The organism is Flavobacterium humidisoli, assembly GCF_023272795.1.
Lineage (GTDB): Bacteria > Bacteroidota > Bacteroidia > Flavobacteriales > Flavobacteriaceae > Flavobacterium > Flavobacterium humidisoli.
On the sequence record NZ_CP096829.1, the window covers coordinates 1,490,352 to 1,508,873 of the forward strand.

At 33.1% G+C, this 18,522-nt stretch carries 16 protein-coding genes; 7 read left to right on the plus strand and 9 right to left on the minus strand.

Annotated elements, in window-relative coordinates:
- Positions 1-4 precede the first annotated feature (4 nt).
- Entirely contained in the window at positions 5-943 is a 939-nt protein-coding gene (locus M0M44_RS06775; RefSeq protein WP_248729081.1) for an outer membrane beta-barrel protein, read from the plus strand.
- 228 nt (positions 944-1,171) lie between these two features.
- On the opposite strand, the gene M0M44_RS06780 is transcribed toward M0M44_RS06775, so the two are convergent.
- The 3 genes from M0M44_RS06780 to M0M44_RS06790 all read right to left on the minus strand — a co-directional run bounded on the left by M0M44_RS06780 (position 1,172) and on the right by M0M44_RS06790 (position 6,915).
- Positions 1,172-2,173, minus strand: coding sequence for a Gfo/Idh/MocA family protein (locus M0M44_RS06780; RefSeq protein WP_248729082.1), 1,002 nt, complete (start codon positions 2,171-2,173; stop codon positions 1,172-1,174).
- Between the two features lie 229 nt (positions 2,174-2,402).
- Positions 2,403-4,511 carry a prolyl oligopeptidase family serine peptidase gene (locus tag M0M44_RS06785; RefSeq protein ID WP_248729083.1) on the minus strand — a complete coding sequence of 703 codons (2,109 nt, stop codon included), beginning with the start codon at positions 4,509-4,511 and terminating at the stop codon, positions 2,403-2,405.
- Positions 4,512-4,707: 196 nt separating this feature from the next.
- Positions 4,708-6,915: a TonB-dependent receptor gene (locus M0M44_RS06790; protein WP_248729084.1), complete on the minus strand. Its 2,208-nt coding sequence runs from the start codon at positions 6,913-6,915 to the stop codon at positions 4,708-4,710.
- A gap of 738 nt (positions 6,916-7,653) precedes the next feature.
- Here M0M44_RS06790 and M0M44_RS06795 point away from each other — a divergent pair.
- On the plus strand, positions 7,654-8,358 hold the full coding sequence (locus tag M0M44_RS06795) for a porin family protein (RefSeq protein ID WP_248729085.1): 705 nt from the start codon (positions 7,654-7,656) through the stop codon (positions 8,356-8,358).
- Here the strand turns inward: M0M44_RS06795 and M0M44_RS06800 are convergent.
- Positions 8,353-8,958, minus strand: a complete 606-nt coding sequence (locus M0M44_RS06800) for a hypothetical protein (protein ID WP_248729086.1) — start codon at positions 8,956-8,958, stop codon at positions 8,353-8,355. The genes M0M44_RS06795 and M0M44_RS06800 overlap by 6 nt on opposite strands.
- Before the next feature lie 320 nt (positions 8,959-9,278).
- Between M0M44_RS06800 and M0M44_RS06805 the strand changes: the two genes are divergently transcribed.
- The 3 genes from M0M44_RS06805 (at position 9,279) to M0M44_RS06815 (ending at position 13,367) form a co-directional block, all read left to right on the plus strand.
- The gene (locus M0M44_RS06805; protein ID WP_248729087.1) at positions 9,279-11,750 is read left to right on the plus strand and encodes a bifunctional UDP-N-acetylmuramoyl-tripeptide:D-alanyl-D-alanine ligase/alanine racemase; all 2,472 of its coding nucleotides are present in this window, start codon (positions 9,279-9,281) and stop codon (positions 11,748-11,750) included.
- A 68-nt stretch (positions 11,751-11,818) separates the two neighbouring features.
- On the plus strand, positions 11,819-12,202 hold the full coding sequence (gene mscL / locus M0M44_RS06810) for a large conductance mechanosensitive channel protein MscL (RefSeq protein WP_113677219.1): 384 nt from the start codon (positions 11,819-11,821) through the stop codon (positions 12,200-12,202).
- A gap of 175 nt (positions 12,203-12,377) precedes the next feature.
- Positions 12,378-13,367 (plus strand): aspartate-semialdehyde dehydrogenase, encoded by a 990-nt coding sequence (locus M0M44_RS06815; RefSeq protein ID WP_248729088.1) that lies wholly within the window; start codon positions 12,378-12,380, stop codon positions 13,365-13,367.
- An 89-nt stretch (positions 13,368-13,456) separates the two neighbouring features.
- On the opposite strand, the gene M0M44_RS06820 is transcribed toward M0M44_RS06815, so the two are convergent.
- A complete protein-coding gene (locus tag M0M44_RS06820; RefSeq protein WP_248729089.1) occupies positions 13,457-13,996 on the minus strand; it encodes a hypothetical protein in 540 nt (179 codons plus the stop codon).
- Between the two features lie 515 nt (positions 13,997-14,511).
- On the opposite strand from M0M44_RS06820, the gene M0M44_RS06825 reads away from it, so the two are divergent.
- Together M0M44_RS06825 and M0M44_RS06830 are read left to right on the plus strand one after the other, a co-directional pair.
- Complete coding sequence (locus M0M44_RS06825) at positions 14,512-15,189, plus strand: DUF6058 family natural product biosynthesis protein (protein WP_248729090.1); 678 nt, start codon at positions 14,512-14,514, stop codon at positions 15,187-15,189.
- A gap of 29 nt (positions 15,190-15,218) precedes the next feature.
- Entirely contained in the window at positions 15,219-15,773 is a 555-nt protein-coding gene (locus M0M44_RS06830) for an SMI1/KNR4 family protein (RefSeq protein ID WP_248729091.1), read from the plus strand.
- Between the two features lie 48 nt (positions 15,774-15,821).
- Here the strand turns inward: M0M44_RS06830 and M0M44_RS06835 are convergent, their stop codons facing one another.
- The 4 genes from M0M44_RS06835 to M0M44_RS06850 form a co-directional block, all read right to left on the minus strand.
- Positions 15,822-16,139 (minus strand): 2Fe-2S iron-sulfur cluster-binding family protein, encoded by a 318-nt coding sequence (locus tag M0M44_RS06835; RefSeq protein WP_091490641.1) that lies wholly within the window; start codon positions 16,137-16,139, stop codon positions 15,822-15,824.
- Between the two features lie 57 nt (positions 16,140-16,196).
- Positions 16,197-16,676: a hypothetical protein gene (locus tag M0M44_RS06840; protein ID WP_248729092.1), complete on the minus strand. Its 480-nt coding sequence runs from the start codon at positions 16,674-16,676 to the stop codon at positions 16,197-16,199.
- A gap of 216 nt (positions 16,677-16,892) precedes the next feature.
- Positions 16,893-17,132, minus strand: a complete 240-nt coding sequence (locus M0M44_RS06845) for a NifU family protein (protein WP_095929732.1) — start codon at positions 17,130-17,132, stop codon at positions 16,893-16,895.
- Between the two features lie 83 nt (positions 17,133-17,215).
- Positions 17,216-18,343, minus strand: coding sequence for an Mrp/NBP35 family ATP-binding protein (locus tag M0M44_RS06850; RefSeq protein ID WP_248729093.1), 1,128 nt, complete (start codon positions 18,341-18,343; stop codon positions 17,216-17,218).
- Between the last annotated feature and the right edge of the window lie 179 nt (positions 18,344-18,522).

Here is an 18,522-nt window from a genome sequence, read left to right on the forward strand (position 1 = left end):
AATTATGAAAAAGAACCTATTTTTATTAGGATTATTAGTTTGCTCTATGGCCACAATGGCGCAAACAGAAAAAGCAGAAAAACCAGAAAGCTGGTATTTTAAATTGGGAGGATCTTATTTCAACCAAACTGCTTCAACTGAGTTTCCAACTGTTGGAGGAAATGCTGCATTAGATAGAACATATGTAGGAGGAAAATTGGTTTCTGAAAAAAGTATTACAGGTTCTTTTGGACAAGGTTTTAGAACTGGTATAACTGCAGGTTACCGTTTTTCAACACGTATCGGAGTTGAGTTAGGGGTTAATTACTATTCTAGTAATGATAAAACTATGGCACAGACTACTTCAGATCAGCCATATATCCCTACATCTGCAACTACAGGAATTTACAATTTTAAATCAGTTGGTCAAATTACAGCTTTTGATTTAGCGCCTGCAATTGTTATGTTTTTAGGAGAATCTAACGGATTTGAACCTTATACTAAAGTTGGGGTTTTAGTTCCAATTCATGGAGATTTAGAAATTAAAACTGATGCTGTTGCTCCAGTTGGAGTTAATCCAGGTACAGGTGCTCCAGTTTTTGGAAATGTTCACAGTGTTGATAAAGTAAAACCAAACCCAACTATCGGATTTACAGCTGCTGTTGGTACAACTTACAAACTTACTTCACATCTTTCTGCTTTTGCTGAATTAGAGTACCGTAACTTTACTGTACATGGTAAAACAAAAGAAACAACTGAGTTTACTGTAAATGGAAATGATGCTTTAGCTTCTAGAACTACAGCTCAAATTCATACTAATTATAGAGAAGGTTTAGATGTAAATTCAAACAATGCTCTAACAAATCCAAATGGAGTTAATAAAGATAAGCCAATGGACGAATTAAGTTCATATGTTGGAATTTCTGGATTAGGATTAACATTAGGGATCAAATACAGCCTATAATTTTACAGCTTTTTTATAGCTTACAAAAAGAGGATATTCGAAAGAATATCCTCTTTTTTTTACAATGTCAACCTTTGTCAAAGTTTTTAGGATGAATTGCCTCCTGCTTTAGCTGGAGGTTTAAAATGGACCAGAATAAAAAGGCTTTAGCCAAACCTACATTTGACTAAAGCCCTAATGCCTTAATAAATTTATAAACCTCCAGCTAAAGCAGGAGGCAATTCAATTCTAAATACCACTATTAGAAGAATTTCTAAACTCTTTTAAAACTTCATCAATTACCCAAGTTGTTCTTGCGCCAGAAATTCCTTTAGATGGAGAAACTCCATTGCCCAAAAGATCAGAAATTACGGTTTCAATAAAAGGCTGTTGAATATGAAGTGGATTTTCTATTGTAATGCTTTCTTTTTCTCCATCAGCATATTGAATATGTAAAGGATCGTTGCCAAAGGTTGAAAAAGAGATTTTGCCCTTATTGCCTACAATTTCAGTATTATCATAACGTTCAAAACTCGCAAAATTCCATATTCCAGAACCGTGAATTCCATTTTCGAATAAGAATGACATAGAAACAGCATCTTCTGCAGGATAAGCCATTAGCTGAGAAGTAGCATGTCCGCGAACTGATTTTATCGGACCTAAAACAAAATCTAGAAAGTCTAGAGTATGACAGGCAAGGTCAACAAAAATTCCACCTCCCGAAATGTGAGGCAGAACAGTCCACGGAAGATTGATCTCATCATCATAACGTGCTTCAAAAGGATGATATAAAACACAGTTTACATGTCGGATATTACCCAATTTACCTTCGTCGATAATTTCTTTTATTTTTAAAAAGCGTGGCAAAGCTCTTCTATAATAAGCAACAAACAAAGGAACATTATGTTCTTTGCAAACGCTGATCATTTCATTGCATTCTTCAAAAGTTAGTGCCATTGGTTTTTCAACATACACTGGTTTTCCAGCTTTGGCACATAAAATAGTATATTCTTTATGAGATGATGGTGGAGTAGCAATATAAACAGCATCAACTTCTGGATCGTTTATTAAATCTTCAGCGTTAGAATACCATTTCGGAACATTATGGCGTTTGGCGTAATCTTCGGCAAGAGCTGCATCTCTTCGCATAACCGCAACTAAAGCAGAGTTTGGAGCTTTCTGAAAAGCGGGCCCGCTTTTTACTTCAGTTACATTTCCACAACCTATAATTCCCCATTTTATAATTTTCATCGTTTGGTTTTTTAGTTTCCCAAATTTAAAAAAGGTTTGCTACGAATTACACGAATTGCCACGAATTTATTTTTTGAATTTTTGCCACAGATTAAAGGATTTTCACAGATTAAATTAAAAGCACAAGAATAAATCATTTTAATACTTTTAATCTGTGGCAAAACAAAAAGCCACAAATTCACAAAATTAATTCGTGAATTCGTGGCTAAAAAAAAATCAGTTTAAAGTTTTACTTTTTCGGTAAAGCTTTAAAACCCATATTGTAAAGTGTGAAAGCTTGAATGTCTACATTTTCTTGAATAGAAGCCGCAACAGATTTTCCTGCTCCGTGTCCTGCTTTAACATCAATTCTAATTAAAACCGGATTTTCTCCTGTTTGTTTTTCCTGTAACTCAGAAGCAAATTTGAAACTATGTGCAGGAACAACACGATCATCATGATCTCCGGTAGTGACCATTGTTGCCGGATAATGAGTTCCTTTTTTAACGTTATGAACTGGAGAATATCCTTTTAAGTATTCAAACATTTCTTTATTGTCTTGAGCAGTTCCGTAGTCAAAAGCCCATCCTGCACCAGCTGTAAAAGCATTGTAACGAAGCATATCCATAACTCCAACCGCTGGTAAAGCCACTTTCATTAAATCTGGGCGTTGCGTCATAGTTGCGCCAACCAATAAACCTCCGTTCGATCCTCCGCGAATAGCTAAATAATCTGATGAAGTATATTTTTGAGCAATTAAATATTCTGCTGCAGCAATAAAATCGTCAAATACATTTTGTTTTTGCATTTTCGTTCCTGCATCATGCCATTTTTTACCGTACTCGCCACCACCTCTTAGGTTAGCCACTGCATAAACGCCTCCGTTTTCCATCCAAACGGCATTGGCAATGCTGAAACTTGGAGTTAAACTAATATTGAATCCGCCATAACCATAAAGAATAGTTGGATTTTTACCGTCTAATTTTGTTCCTTTTTTATAAGTGATAATCATTGGAACTTTTGTACCGTCTTTTGAAGTGTAAAATACTTGTTTAGACTCGTAATCTTCACTTTTAAAATCAACTTTTGGTTTTTGATATACTTCTGATTTACCAGATTTTGGTTCGAAAGAGTAAATGCTTCCTGGAGTTGTATAGTTGGTAAAGCTGTAGTATAAAATCTTATCTTCTTTTTTACCGCTAAATCCGCCCGCAGTTCCAACAGCCGGAAGTTTGATTTCGCGGACTAGTTTTCCGTTATAATCATATTGCTGTACAAATGAAACAGCATCTTTTGTGTAATTAGCAAAGAAATAACCTGCACCAGTTGAAGGAGATAAAATATCTTTGGTTTCTTTAATAAAATCTTTCCAGTTTTCAGGTTTCGGATTTGCTGCATCAACTGTTACAACACGTTTGTTTGGCGCATTAAAATCGGTTTCGATAAATAATTTGCTTCCTTCATTTTCGATAACACTGTTATCGCTGTTAAAGTTGTCTACGATTGTAACAATCGGACTGTTCGGTTTTGTCAAATCTTTAATGTACAATTCATTGCCGTAAGTCGAATTGGCGGCTGTAATAACCAAATAATGATTGTCTTGAGTAACATATCCGCCAACATATCTTCTTTTTTGATCTGCTCCAAAAATTACTTTATCCTCTTTTTGAGAAGTTCCCAGTTTATGGAAATATAATTTGTGCTGATCTGTTTTAGCAGATAATTCGCTTCCTTTTGGCTTATCATAACTAGAGTAGTAGAAACCTTCATTTCCGTGCCAAGAAACCCCGCTGAATTTTATATCCACTAAAGTATCTTCTATAGCTTTTTTAGAAAGTGCATCAATAATAATAACTTTTCGCCAGTCGCTTCCGCCTTCAGAGATTGCATAAGCTGCTTTGCTTCCGTCTTCAGAAAAATCAAGTCCGCCCAAAGACGTTGTTCCGTCTTTAGAAAAAGTATTCGGATCTAAGAAAACTTCTTCTTTACCATTTTGATCTTTTCTGTATACAACAGATTGATTCTGAAGTCCGTTGTTTTTAGAGTAGTACGTAAATTTTCCTTCTTTAGATGGAGCTCCAATCTTTTCGTAGTTCCAAAGTTTTTCCATTCGTTTTTTAAGTTCTTCACGAAACGGAATTTTATCTAAATAAGCGTAAGTAACTTCATTTTCAGCTTTTACCCAAGCACCAGTTTCATCAGATTTGTCGTCTTCAAGCCATCGGTACGGATCGCTTACTTTGGTGTCAAAATAAACATCGACAGTTTCCCCTTTTTTAGTTTGCGGATATTGTATTTTGCCTTGTCCAAATGATATTCCTGCGGTTGTAATTGCCATTAACAAAAATGTTTTTTTCATAGTTAGTTTTTATCTGTTGTAACAAAAATAGCACTTTTTGTGAGATTGGTAAATGTTTAACGCAAAGAGCGCAATGTTTTAATCTCGCAAAGACGCGAAGTCGCAAAGAGGTTTTTTTAACTTTGCGTCTCTGCGAGATTTTTTAATCACAATTTTTTAAATTTAGCGAACTTTGTGTAAACTCTTTGCGCTTAAATTAAAGATTAAAATTTACTCCCAAAACGATATTTCTTCCAATATTCGGAATACCGTCTGTTTTTAATCTAGAAAGGTGTGCAATATATTTTTTATCAAATAAATTGTTTCCGTTGAGGTTAATGTCAAATGCTGTTTTTCCTAGTTTTACAGTTCCTCCAAAACCTAAATTCACCAGAGTGTAGCCTTTAGAAGCAGTTTCAAATCCGCTTACATTATCTTGGCTGAAAGTAGACGAAACGTTCAAAGAAGCAAAACCTTCGCTTAGCCAATTTTTGATATTAAATTCAGTTCTAAGCGTGTTGTTCCAATTGTTTGCAGGAATTAAAGGCAGATAATCTTTATTGTCTTTTTTACCAGTAACTGTTTCAAAGCTCGTTTCAAAATGTAACCAATCTAACGGATGTGGGTGAAAATGAAGACCAACTTCTCCACCGTACAACTGTGCATTATCTTGAACATAAGCAAAAACATCATTGTCTTCTAAAACTTCTCCTGTTGGCGAAGTATAAATGTAATTGTTTACGTGATTATAGAATCCGTTTACGAAAAACTCAAAATGCGTGTTTTTATATTCTAAATTCAAATCTGTCTGAACGTTTTGTTCTGTTTTCAGATTTGCATTTCCAATTTCGTAACGGTTTGTTCCTTCGTGAACACCGTTTGAAGTTAATTCAGCTAAGTTTGGCGCTCTAAATCCTGTTGCCACATTTAAACGAAAAGTTAAAGGCTCAGCCAATTTTGTTTTGTAACCTAAAGAAGCATTAAAACTATCAAAAGAACGATCTAAAGCTTGAAAATAACCTTCTTCGCCTTCAATTCCGTGCGCGATAGAAGTGATGTTTCTGTTATCAAAACGCAATCCGGCTTGAATAACACTATTGTCCCATTCGTAATTTGCAGTTCCAAAAACACCAAAATCATTCGTTGTTGCATCCGGAATTAAGTATTCTTCTCCAGAATTTTTGTTGGTCTGGTGCATTCCTTGAACACCAAAAATAGTTTCAATTTTTCCGAATTTAGGAAAATGATATTTCGCATTATAATTGAAAGTATTCAATTTCATGTGTAAAGAAGCTTCGTTGCTATCTTCAAATTCGCTTCTATCATTAGCAATATATCCTAAATCAACATCTAGTTTTGAATTTTCAAAGAAAATCACATTATTCAAACTCAATAAATGATTGTAAATTCCTTGTCTCGGAAATTGAGTGTCTTTGCTCGAAGATTGTTCTGCAATTCCATCTTCTGGAATTCCAATGTCCAGTTTGTTAAAATTATATCTTACAACACTAGAAAAAGTTGAGTTGCTGTACCCGATTCCAGTTTTAAAATCAGTTTCATTATAGCGTGAATTGGTTACACGATCGCCGTCAGCAATTTTGTAATCAGAATGTGTGTTGTAGCTTCCTCTCGCTAAAAATTTCCAATTATCTGTAGAAGTTTTTAATCCGATAGAGGAATTGCTTCCTTGTGTATTTGTAAAATATTTTTGACTGAAATTAGCTTTAAAATCGCCCGCATCAGCAAATTTTTCAGGATTGAAATATAAAACACCGCCCAAAGCATCAGAACCGTATAACAAAGAAGCTGGACCTTTAATAACTTCAACACTTTCTATTCCCGCATCGTTTAAACCTAAACCGTGCTCATCTCCAAACTGCTGATTTTCGATTCGTACACCTTGAGAATAAACCAAAACACGATTACCGCTAAGTCCGCGAATAACTGGTTTTCCGATAGAGGTTCCGGTTGAAATCTGAGAAACTCCAGGAATTGTTGCCAAGCCTTCAATTAAAGTAGAAGTTCCTTTTTGCTGTAATGTTTTAATGCTTTCGTGCTCAATCTTCATTACGTTTTGCGATTGCAGTTTATTAAAAGGCGTTGAAACCACTACCTCGTCCATTTCTAAAATAGATTCTTCAAGAACAATGTCTAGTGTGTTTTGTTTCAATAATTTAGCAATCGTCTTGTTTTGATTGGCATATCCAACATAAGTAAAGGCAATACGTAGGGTTCCATTTGGAAGATTATTCAATTCGTATTTTCCGTTTGCGTCCGTTGTAGTTCCTTTATGTAATTCTGAAGCATACACAGAAACGCCAGGTAATGGGTTATTTTGATTGTCAGTTACGGTTCCTGAAACCGAATTTTGAGCAGCAAGCATGCTCGAAAACCCTAAAAAAAGGGCAATTATAAATTTTTTCATTTGAAAATGATGCTATAGTTAAGTGGAATTTTTTCTTCGAATGAAAAACCAAAAGCCAACAATAAAGCATTCTGATCCTAATGGATAAAATAGGATTAGGAAACTCAATGTTATTTGAATTTTACATTAAAAGAAATGTGCTTTTTTTTCGAATAATCGAAACTTAAGAAACTATAGCGGCAGGAGGTCCCCGTAAGAAATACGAAGTGTTGGAAATTGAAAAAATCTTCTCTGAAAATGGGAAGAAATAAAATGTTTCTCTATCAAATGAACGAAACTCAAAAGAGAAATCTTGTGGAAGAATAAAAGTTTCAAAAGCAAAATGACAGACAAAACAAACGTCATAATCATGATGCTGATGTGTTATTTCGCCGTTCGGATCATTGTAATTATGATGGCACTGTTTTTCTGAAAGCTGCTTTACAATATGCTCATAACTATGTATAGACTGAAACAATATTGAGAACAATATCGTGACAGCAAAAGATAAACTTAGTATGAGCTGTTTTTTCTTCATTTACTGCAAAGGTATAAAACATAAAAAGATAATTCATTTATTTTTGGCTTTTCCAGTCGATTTATTGAAAAATATGCAGCAATTAATTTTATTAGCAGGGGAAATAAGAATATTTGCATTTCTTAGTGTTGCTAAAAGCATTATATTATATTTGTATATGAAATAAATAAACTAAGAAAAGCGTTTATTTTAAAATCCTCTTTTAAAACCAAATTTACGATATGCGAATTATTTTTAGCTGCCTATTTTTACTCACTTTTTTTAACTCTTTTGCACAAGAAGACGTTAAGCCTGAGATAAAACCAGCTGTAAAAATAGATTCTTTGTATCGAGAAGATCAATTTTATTTTTCGGTTACCTATAATATGTTTACCGATATCCCAATCGATTTCAAACAGAATAAATTTTCTCTTGGACTTTCGGGAGGTTTCTTGCGCGACATGCCTGTTAATAAATCGAGAACGATTGCTATTGCTACAGGTTTGGGTTTGAGTTACCAGAATTATTATCAAAATTTAACGATTTCTGAGGATGCTTCAGGCGCAATTATATATGGAGTAAACAGTTATGGAGAATTTGTTTCCAATCGGTACAGACAATATTCTGTAGATCTTCCGATAGAATTTAGATGGCGTAATTCGACTTTCGAAAGCACTAAATTCTGGCGTATTTATGGTGGTGTAAAATTGAGTTATGTGTTTTCAAGTTCCTCTATTCTTGATGATGGAGAAAAAACATATAGAATTAAGAATAACGACAATATCAATAAATTTCAATACGGCCCATATCTTTCGGCTGGATACAACACTTGGAATGTCTATATATATTATGGTTTAAGTCCTTTGTTTAATTCGGCAACCACTGTGTCTGGCGAAAAAATCAATATGAAAACCTTAAATGCAGGTTTGATCTTTTACATTTTATAACCACAAATATAAAAATAGAAGCTGCGGCATTATTCCAACAAACAATCCAATTAATATTTCCCTAGAAGTATGTGCATTCATTTCTAAACGGGATGAGGCCACAATTCCTGATAATAAAATAAGTAAAGCGGGCCAATACGGATTATGAAGCTGAAGATGAATGTTTAATCCGATAACAAAAATCGTTAAACCCGAGATAGCAACCATATGCAAACTTGCTTTTGTCTTGAACAGAACACAAACCAACGCCAAAATAGTACTGAACAAGGCTGCAAGAAAAAAGAAATGAAGTTCTGGATAACGCGTAATTACAATGCTTCTTTTGACTAATAAAATATATAAAAAACACTGAAGAATGAGCGGAATAGTCCGTTCTGAAGTCTGACTCAGCATTATTGATTTTACATGTCCAGTCGATTTTAATAATAAATAAAACAGGACAGGGACTATGACGTTAATGACCAAAATCTGAATTAAGACAAAATACTTCTCTTTCGTACTGAAAACATCGTCTTTGTAAAACAAATAAAATAAAGTCGCATAAAGCGATATAAAAATCGGATGTAATATATAGGAGAATATCGGAAGTACTTTTTTCAAAACATGGAAATTTGTAGTGTAAAAACAAATATAATCAATAAATGTTTTCTGCCACAAATTACACGAACCCACAGGAATTATTTTTTTTACCACAGATTTCAGGATTAAAAAGGATTATAATAAATGATGCTCCTGTAACCTGTGACTATAACTTTTCATGCAGATTTAGCCGATTATTTTTTAGAAATTAATTCATGAGAATTCACGCAATTCGTGGCAAACCTATTTTTGCGGCACTTTCATATAAATTGAATAATTAGTGAAAATTTGGGAAATTCGTGGCAAACCTTTTTTTAAATTTGAAAAAAAGAAATTTCTAAATGAGCCTAAATTTAAAAAGCCTAGTTTCAGTACTAAATGCCAAATGGATTGGCTCCAATGCTGATGTTTTAATCGATCATATCTCAATTGACAGCCGTTCGCTTCAAAACGGATCACAGACTTTATTTTTTGCTCTGGCCGGTGTGAATAACGACGCTCATTTATTTATTCCAGATTTAATTGAAAACGGAGTTCAGAATTTTGTAGTTCAGTATATTCCAGAAGGTTTTGCAGAAAGAGCTAATTTTTTGGTTGTCGAAAATACGCTTTTTGCACTTCAAGAATTTGCTGCTTATTATAGAAATTTATTCCATTTTCCAGTTATTGGAGTAACAGGAAGTAATGGTAAAACGATTGTAAAAGAATGGCTTAATTTCTTATTGAGTCCTGATTATAATATTATTAGAAGTCCAAAGAGTTATAATTCTCAAGTCGGGGTTCCGCTTTCGGTTATTGCAATTAATGAAAAGCATAACTTAGGCATTTTCGAGGCTGGAATTTCAACAGTTAACGAAATGGCTAAATTGGAGAAAATCATCAAACCCAATATAGGAGTTTTAACTAATATTGGTTCTGCACACGATGAAGGGTTTTTGAATTTAGTACAGAAAATTGATGAAAAACTGCTTTTGTTTAAAGATTGTCCCATCATTATTTATCAAAAAAATGAAGTGGTAGATTCTTGTTTGTCTCAATTTGCCGCTGAATATATGCATCATCCGAGAAAATTGTTTTCTTGGAGTTTTCAAGACAAAACTGCTGATGTTTTTATTGAAAAAAGAGAACATAAGAGCGATCATACTTTCATTCAGTATCAATACAAAAATCAGGTTTTCAATTTAGAAATTCCTTTTAATGATTCTGCTTCTGTCGAAAATGCGATTTCTTGTTTGTTAGTTTTATTAAACTTTAATTACGATCAAGAAACCATTCAGAATCGAATCGAGAAGCTTTATCCTGTTCGAATGCGTTTGGAAGTGAAGAACGGAATTAACAATTGCAGTATTATTGACGATAGTTATAGTTCCGATTTTCAATCGCTTAAAATTGCTTTAGACTTTTTAGAAAGCCAGAAGAAAAAAGGCGCTTCAAAAACAGTCATTTTATCGGATATTTTCCAAAGCGGTTTCACCAATGAAGAATTGTATTCTAAAGTTGCCCAGTTAATTTCAGATAATAAAATAAATCGCGTAATTGGTATCGGACCCACAATTTCTTCTTTTGAAGCGAAGTTTCCAAACAGTACAATGTTTGAAAACACAGCCGATTTTATTGCCGAAATCGACAACTTGAATTTCAATAACGAAACCATTCTAATAAAAGGAGCAAGATCTTTTCAATTTGAAGAAATTGTCTCGCTTCTAGAAGAAAAGACACATGAAACCGTTCTTGAAATTAATCTAGATGCGATCACCCATAACTTCAATTATTATAAGTCAAAACTAGCGCCAAATGTCAAAATGATGGTGATGGTGAAAGCATTTGGATATGGAAACGGTGGATTAGAAATTGCAAAATTACTAGAACATCATAAAGTAGATTATTTGGGTGTGGCTTTCGCCGATGAAGGAATCGCGTTGAAGAATGGAGGAATAAAACTTCCAATTATGGTTTTAAATCCCGAATCGACGAGCTTTCCATCGATCATTCAATATCAGTTAGAGCCCGAAATTTATAGTCTGAAAGGACTAAATGCCTTTTTGAAAATTGCTCGTGAAAAGAACTTAAAAGATTATCCAATTCATATCAAAATGGATACAGGAATGCATCGTTTAGGTTTTGAAAACAATACTATTGATGAATTAATTGCAACTTTAAAAGGAAATTCAACGGTTCGCGTGCAAACGATTTTGTCACATTTGGCAACTAGCGATGAACCAAAACATTTTGATTTTGTGAGAAAACAGATTGCATTGTTTGAAAAATTGTCTTCCAAATTAATGGCAGAATTAAATATTAACCCAATTCGACATATTTTAAATACTTCTGGAATAAGCAATTTTTCAGATGCACAATACAGTATGGTGCGTTTAGGAATTGGTTTGTATGGAGTTTCCAACGATCCATTAGAACAAAAATATTTGGAAAATGTTGGAACCTTAAAATCGATTATTTCGCAGGTTCGAACTATTCCCGCTGGAGACAGCGTGGGTTACGGACGCCGTTTTATGGCCGAAAAAGAAACTAAAATTGCTACAATCCCAATTGGTTATGCTGATGGAATTGCGAGATTATGGGGAAATGAAGTTGGTTTTGTCACCATCAAAAATCAAAAAGCCAAAATCGTTGGAAGTGTTTGTATGGATATGCTGATGGTCAATGTAACCGATATAGATTGTAAAGAAGGCGATTCGGTAATTATTTTTGGCGAAAGCCCGACTGTGATAGAGATGGCTGTAGCCTTAAAAACAATTCCGTATGAGATAATGACGAGTATTTCGCAACGTGTTAAGAGGGTATTTTTCAGATAATCTTAAGAATTTTCAATAAAATTGCGTATTTTCGATATTCACTTATTATAAATGTAAATAGATACGATATGGGATTTTTTTCAGAATTTAAGGCATTTGCAATGAAAGGTAATGTAGTTGACCTTGCTGTTGCTGTAATTATTGGAGCTGCTTTTGGTAAAATTGTAAGTTCATTTATTGAAGATGTAATTACACCGTTAGTATTAAAACCGGCATTAGATGCAGCTCATTTGTCAAAAATAGAAGAGCTAACGGCATTTGGAGGTGTAAAATACGGTCTGTTTCTTTCGGCGGTAATTAATTTTATCATTGTGGCATTTGTTTTATTTCTTGTAATTAAAGGAATGAACAGTCTTAAAAAGAAAGAAGAACCAGCACCAAATCAACCTGCAGCACCAACTCAGGAAGAATTGCTTACTCAAATAAGAGATTTATTGAAAAATAAACAATAAGATATAATACCGCTACACTAAGTCTAACTTAACCGCCTTCTAAAGAGGCGGTTTTTTTACAAAATGTTTATTTTATAACATTTTGTTATTTTTTGTGAATCGCCTTGCAGAGACTTTTATTATACTTACTTTTGCTTTACAAAATTAGATTAATTGATTATTTAAAAATATAAAAATGAGAATTGCAGTTGTAGGCGCTACTGGAATGGTAGGCGAAGTAATGCTTAAAGTATTAGCAGAAAGAAATTTTCCTGTTACAGAATTAATTCCTGTTGCTTCTGAAAGATCGGTAGGAAAAGAAATCGAATATAAAGGAACCAAATATAAAGTAGTAGGCTTACAAACAGCTGTTGATATGAAAGCAGATATCGCTGTTTTCTCTGCAGGAGGAGATACATCTTTAGAATGGGCTCCAAAATTTGCTGCAGCAGGAACAACTGTTATCGATAACTCATCTGCTTGGAGAATGGATCCTACCAAAAAATTGGTAGTTCCAGAAATCAATGCTTCTGTATTGACAAAAGAAGATAAAATTATTGCAAATCCAAACTGCTCTACTATTCAAATGGTATTGGCTTTGGCTCCATTGCACAAAAAATACAACATTAAAAGAATCATTGTTTCTACTTACCAATCGATTACTGGAACTGGTGTAAAAGCGGTAAAACAATTAGAAAATGAGTACGCAGGAATTCAAGGTGATATGGCTTACAAATATCCTATCCATAGAAATGCAATTCCTCATTGCGATAGTTTTGAAGAAAATGGATACACTAAAGAAGAAATGAAATTAGTTCGCGAAACTCAAAAAATTCTTGGTGATAACACAATTAGAGTTACAGCTACTGCAGTTCGTGTGCCAGTTGTAGGCGGACATAGCGAAGCGGTAAACGTTGAGTTTACAAATGATTTTGATGTAAACGAAGTTCGCGAAATTCTACACCATACTGATGGAGTAGTGGTGCAAGATAATTTAGATACCTTTACTTATCCAATGCCATTATACGCAGAAGGTAAAAATGATGTTTTTGTTGGAAGAATCCGTCGTGACGAAAGCCAGCCAAATACATTAAACATGTGGATTGTTGCAGATAACTTAAGAAAAGGCGCTGCAACAAACACAATCCAAATCGCTGAATATTTAATTAAAGCCGGTTTGGTGTAATCTGAGAGATTAAAGAAAATTGTTATAAAGAGAAAACCGTAATTGCAGTAATGTAATTACGGTTTTTTTGATTTTAATTGAAGTTGAAATTATTTCTTTTTCATTAATTCTTCACCACAAGCTTTGCCAATTTTTTGAACTAGGTCACCATTTTTAGGATTTTGTAAATCTGCAGGACCTAAATTTTGTTCTTTCATTTTATTTATAAAGCAATCTGCAACAAAAGAAACATCTTCGCTTTTTGCGCCAGTCTTAAGAAGTGTTGTTCTTAACATTGCTTTGTAGTTTTCTTCAGTTTTTGGATTCCAAGAATTATCTGTTCCGCCAGCTGGTTTTTTGATAAAAGCTTCTTGTGCACACTCTTTCCCCATTTGTTTCATCATGAGTATAGTACCAGGTGTTTTCATATCATAGGGCTTTATGTTTCTGCTTTTAAGTTTCTCAAAAGAGCAATCAGAGATATAATTAATTTGGTCTTCTGTAAATAATCCTTTTCCTTTACTCTCTAAGCTCTCTTTTACTCCTTTTTTAAAATCAGCTTCTTTTTCTGGTGTCCATTCGTTTTTATCACATGAGAAGAATGTGAAAGCAATTAATGCAATGCTGATGTAATTTAGAAATCTGTTCATTTTGTATAATATTACTGGTTAAATGAAGAATAGGTTTTACGTTATTCTACTGCTATAATTTTTTTGCAAAAGTATTTTGAATGAAATATTAGAATAGCCACCAAAAGATTTAAGAATGGTACTTTAAGGTATATTAGAAATACAGCTTTTAAAAATGTCTTATAGTGATAGTTTTAAACCCTATTGCTCTTAATTATAGATTTGATTAAAAGTAGATTTGAATAATTTGTCATAATTGTTATGCGGTATTTTTTCCTTTTTACAATATCGGTAACGCACAAAACTTGACGGGTGTTTGGAAAGCTATTTCTGAAACAAAACTAAACGGAAGGGTTGTGCGGGATTATGAAACGCAAATTGTTCACACGGATTCTTTGTATGAAGTTTTAATTACTTATAATTATCATCACAAAAAAAAGGGAATGTATTTAGTAAAAACAAGTAATCGATTTCCTTTCAAAGTTAGATTGGATGTGGAAATAAAACCTTAATTTCATCAAACGAAAACTAGAAAAATGGATAAAAACCTAAAATACATAGTAGAAAATTATATTGAGTTTGAGGAAGTGATTAGAGAAGCAAAAATTTCTTCAGATAAACTAAATGAGTTAATTAAAAATAAACTTGTTCCGGAGGCTTCTTATAGTATAAAATCAGATATTACAATTAGTTCTTCATTAAATGATAACCATAAGGTTATTATTGAAAGAAAATATTTCCATCCAAGTATTTTACAATACATAAAAGAGAATGCTAAGATTTCAAATCCAGAAAAATTCAAAACAATATTCAAAGAAAACTTGCTGGCGAACCTTAAAAATCACGCTCATCAGAAATTTGCATACGGAAATGTTTTTGATGAAAATGGAGTGATAAACGGTGAAAAAGTAGATCAGGCTTTAGAAGAAGAATGGAATTATTTCTGTAAAGGTGTTTACGGAATCTGCACTTTGAATAATAATGAAAATGATATTATTGAAAAGGAAATTGCTATCAAACGAATCTTGGATTTTATTGCAGACAAATCTTCTTTTACAGCAGAAGAGCGGGAAAATCGTTTAAAGGAATTAAATGATGAGTTTAATAAAGCCACAAGTAATTTTGCGCCTTATCAAAGAGAATTAAGCAGTAGAGGGAAATATTTGGATAAGCTTTTAAGAGAGTCTAATCTGGATGATCTTGTAAAAAAGTGAATTTGAATATTTGAAAAACAATAAACATAATGGAAGATTTAATAAATAAATTAGATAATCAGCTTTCTGTTTTAAGACCAGATTATTATAAAACTCTTAATGAACCACTGAATAATTCAGAGATTGAATTATTAGAAGAAAAATATAAAATTCAAATTCCATCTAATTTAAAGAAACTTTATAAATGGAAAAATGGACAGAATCAAAATTGTTATGAAGCTTTTGTAAATAATGCAATGTTTATGTCTTTAGAAGATGTGTTGGAAGCGGCGGAAGAATTTACATCGATGATTGGATCTGATTTTGAAATTGAAAATTGGTGGAATGAAAATTGGTTACCTATTTTTCATAATGGAGGAGGAAGTTATATCTGTTATGATTTAGGTGGGATTTTTACAGGAAAGAAAGGGCAATTGATTGAATACTGGAATAAAGATAATGATAGAAACGTTATCGCAGGAAATTTGGAAGATTTCATAAATCAGATTATTATTTATTATTCTAATAAAAAATCTAATGATTTTGATGAGTATTTTAAAATTAAAAATATAGATAATTATCCAATACGATTTATAGTTGAATAATCTAAAGCAAAAAAGCGAGAACTTTTAAATTCTCGCTTTTTTTTATTTTTAATATTCTGGAGCCAGTTCTAACTCGAGTCCTTCTAAATCTTCAGTAATTGGGATCTGACAGCCTAAACGACTATTAGACTTAACATAAAATGCTTCCGAGAGCATGGCTTCTTCATCGTCTCCCATTTCTGGTAATGCAACATCATTAAGAACATAACACTGGCAAGAAGCGCACATGGCCATTCCTCCGCAGGTTCCTTCAACAGGAAGTTCGTATGCCTTGCATAACTCCATTATATTCATTGCCATATCAGTCGGAGCTTGTAATTCGTGTATAACTCCTTCTCGATCTTTAATTTTAATTAATACATCCATTTTGATTATTGGAATTTTTTGGCAGGATTTTATAACGTGAAAAAATCCTAATTTATATTAGCTAGTAGGTTTAGTACTAAATGCGTATTCTTTTCTATCATTCTCCTTTAGGTGCATTTTTACACCAAGAACGTTGTCGTTTTTTTCAAGAATTGTAACCACTGCAATTACAGAATAATAATCTCTATCAGACTGGAAGACCAATGTTCCTTCGTAAGTTGTGTTTAAAACCCCTTGTTTGTCAGTTGAAGCAGAAAGCTTCCTCGGATTTGAGAATTCTGCTGAACTGTAAGTTGATTTTACTGTAAATTTTGCCTTTCCTTCTACGAAATCGTATAAGAAATCATAGTTTCCAATTCGCAATGTTCCAGGTGCTTCGTTTGGATTGATTGAAAACACAATCTTACCCGAATATTGAAAGTCAGACCATTCTTCAGATTCACTTACCCAAGCCTTGTCAACCACAACATTCTTACTTTGGGCATATCCTACAGAAACAAAAAACAATAATAAAAAAAGAGCGTAATAGTTTTTCATAAGTTTAAGATTTAAGGGTTTTGTGACAAATTTAAGTTAAAAATGTAACAATTCCTTAACAGAAACTCTTAAATCTTTGCGTTGTTTTTTGTGAATGTGGCAAAAAACGTCTTTTTTTAGGTGTTATTTTATGATTTTTTCAATCAAACAATAAATTACCTATTATTCTTGTTAAACTTTTAAGGTTTAATTTGGATAAAAAGATACTGTTTTTTGTTACATTACATTCACCACAGTTTCAATTTGTGGTGCATATTTTTTTATGGTTGTTTCAACACCAGCTTTTAGCGTCATCTGATTAACACTACAGCTAATGCAAGCTCCTTCCAAACGAACTTTTACATGTTTGTCATCTTCGATAGAAATTAATGAAATATCTCCACCGTCAGATTTTAAGAATGGTCTTATCTCATCTAAGGCCAATAAAACATTACTTGTTAATTCTTCTGTTGTCATAATATTAATGTGTCAATTAGATAATGTGATAATTAGAAAATTGTTTAAAATTACCTAATTATCATATTATCTCAATTATCTAATTATTTTTTAACTGCTGAGCAACCCGCCATTGTTGTAATTTTGATAGCTTCTGTTGCTGGTAAGCTTTCGTTTCTGTTTACTGTTTCTTGTACCACATTTCTAGTAATTTCTTCAAAAACTGTTTCTATTGGAGAACCAGTTTGCAATGCAGCTGGACGACCGTAATCTCCTGCTTCGCGAATAGATTGTACAATTGGAACTTCTCCTAAAAATGGAACTCCTAAATCTTCAGCAAGGTTTTTAGCGCCTTCTTGTCCAAAGATATAATATTTGTTTTCTGGCAATTCTTCTGGTGTAAAGTAAGCCATATTTTCTATAATTCCTAAAACAGGAACATTGATGTTGTCTTGCATAAACATTGCCACACCTTTTTTGGCGTCTGCAAGTGCCACCGCTTGCGGAGTACTTACTACAACAGCTCCAGTAATTGGAAGTGACTGCATGATAGAAAGGTGAATATCTCCAGTTCCAGGAGGCAGGTCAAGAAGCATGAAATCTAATTCTCCCCAATCTGCATCAAAAATCATTTGATTTAATGCTTTTGCAGCCATTGGTCCTCTCCAGATTACAGCTTGGCTTGGCGCTGTAAAAAATCCGATTGAAAGCATCTTGATTTCGTAACTTTCAATAGGTTTCATTTTTGATTTTCCGTCAACAGTTACAGAAATTGGTTTTTCGTTTTCAACGTCAAACATAATCGGCATAGAAGGACCGTAGATATCAGCGTCTAAAACACCAACTTTAAAACCCATTTTTGCAAGTGTAACAGCCAAGTTTGCAGTTACTGTAGATTTTCCTACTCCTCCTTTACCAGAAGCAACTGCAATAATATTTTTAATTCCAGGAATAGCACGGCCTTTAATTTCCGGTTTCTCTGGAGTTTCTACTTTAATATTTACCTTTACTTTTGCATCTGGCGATATTAGTTCATGAATTGTTTTTCTAATATCGTCTTCAGCTCTTTTTTTGATGTGCATAGCAGGTGTATGCAATACAAGGTCTACAACAGCTTCATCTCCAAATGTAATCACATTGGTTACAGCACCGCTTTCAACCATATTTTTTCCTTCTCCAGCAATAGTGATTGTCTCTAAAGCTTTTAGAATTTCTTTTCTATCTAGTTTCATTGTAATGGGCTATTTTTTTATTCTCTAAAAACAGTCTTATAAGATTATATTTATTTAAACTGATTTCAGGGTGCAAAGATAACAGATTAAGTTCGGAAATTAAGCGTTTTTGGATTGTAATTATTGATATTGAGATTATTCAAAATTATTCAACATAACTTTCCATTAAAATGGAATTT

What these genes read in the sequence shown, in the direction of transcription:
- M0M44_RS06775 (WP_248729081.1), top strand. Translation starts at nt 5, where the DNA reads ATGAAAAAGAACCTATTTTTATTAGGATTATTAGTTTGCTCTATGGCC.
- M0M44_RS06780 (WP_248729082.1), bottom strand. Translation starts at nt 2,173, where the DNA reads ATGAAAATTATAAAATGGGGAATTATAGGTTGTGGAAATGTAACTGAA.
- M0M44_RS06785 (WP_248729083.1), bottom strand. Translation starts at nt 4,511, where the DNA reads ATGAAAAAAACATTTTTGTTAATGGCAATTACAACCGCAGGAATATCA.
- M0M44_RS06790 (WP_248729084.1), bottom strand. Translation starts at nt 6,915, where the DNA reads ATGAAAAAATTTATAATTGCCCTTTTTTTAGGGTTTTCGAGCATGCTT.
- M0M44_RS06795 (WP_248729085.1), top strand. Translation starts at nt 7,654, where the DNA reads ATGCGAATTATTTTTAGCTGCCTATTTTTACTCACTTTTTTTAACTCT.
- M0M44_RS06805 (WP_248729087.1), top strand. Translation starts at nt 9,279, where the DNA reads ATGAGCCTAAATTTAAAAAGCCTAGTTTCAGTACTAAATGCCAAATGG.
- mscL (WP_113677219.1), top strand. Translation starts at nt 11,819, where the DNA reads ATGGGATTTTTTTCAGAATTTAAGGCATTTGCAATGAAAGGTAATGTA.
- M0M44_RS06815 (WP_248729088.1), top strand. Translation starts at nt 12,378, where the DNA reads ATGAGAATTGCAGTTGTAGGCGCTACTGGAATGGTAGGCGAAGTAATG.
- M0M44_RS06820 (WP_248729089.1), bottom strand. Translation starts at nt 13,996, where the DNA reads ATGAACAGATTTCTAAATTACATCAGCATTGCATTAATTGCTTTCACA.
- M0M44_RS06825 (WP_248729090.1), top strand. Translation starts at nt 14,512, where the DNA reads ATGGATAAAAACCTAAAATACATAGTAGAAAATTATATTGAGTTTGAG.
- M0M44_RS06830 (WP_248729091.1), top strand. Translation starts at nt 15,219, where the DNA reads ATGGAAGATTTAATAAATAAATTAGATAATCAGCTTTCTGTTTTAAGA.
- M0M44_RS06835 (WP_091490641.1), bottom strand. Translation starts at nt 16,139, where the DNA reads ATGGATGTATTAATTAAAATTAAAGATCGAGAAGGAGTTATACACGAA.
- M0M44_RS06840 (WP_248729092.1), bottom strand. Translation starts at nt 16,676, where the DNA reads ATGAAAAACTATTACGCTCTTTTTTTATTATTGTTTTTTGTTTCTGTA.
- M0M44_RS06845 (WP_095929732.1), bottom strand. Translation starts at nt 17,132, where the DNA reads ATGACAACAGAAGAATTAACAAGTAATGTTTTATTGGCCTTAGATGAG.
- M0M44_RS06850 (WP_248729093.1), bottom strand. Translation starts at nt 18,343, where the DNA reads ATGAAACTAGATAGAAAAGAAATTCTAAAAGCTTTAGAGACAATCACT.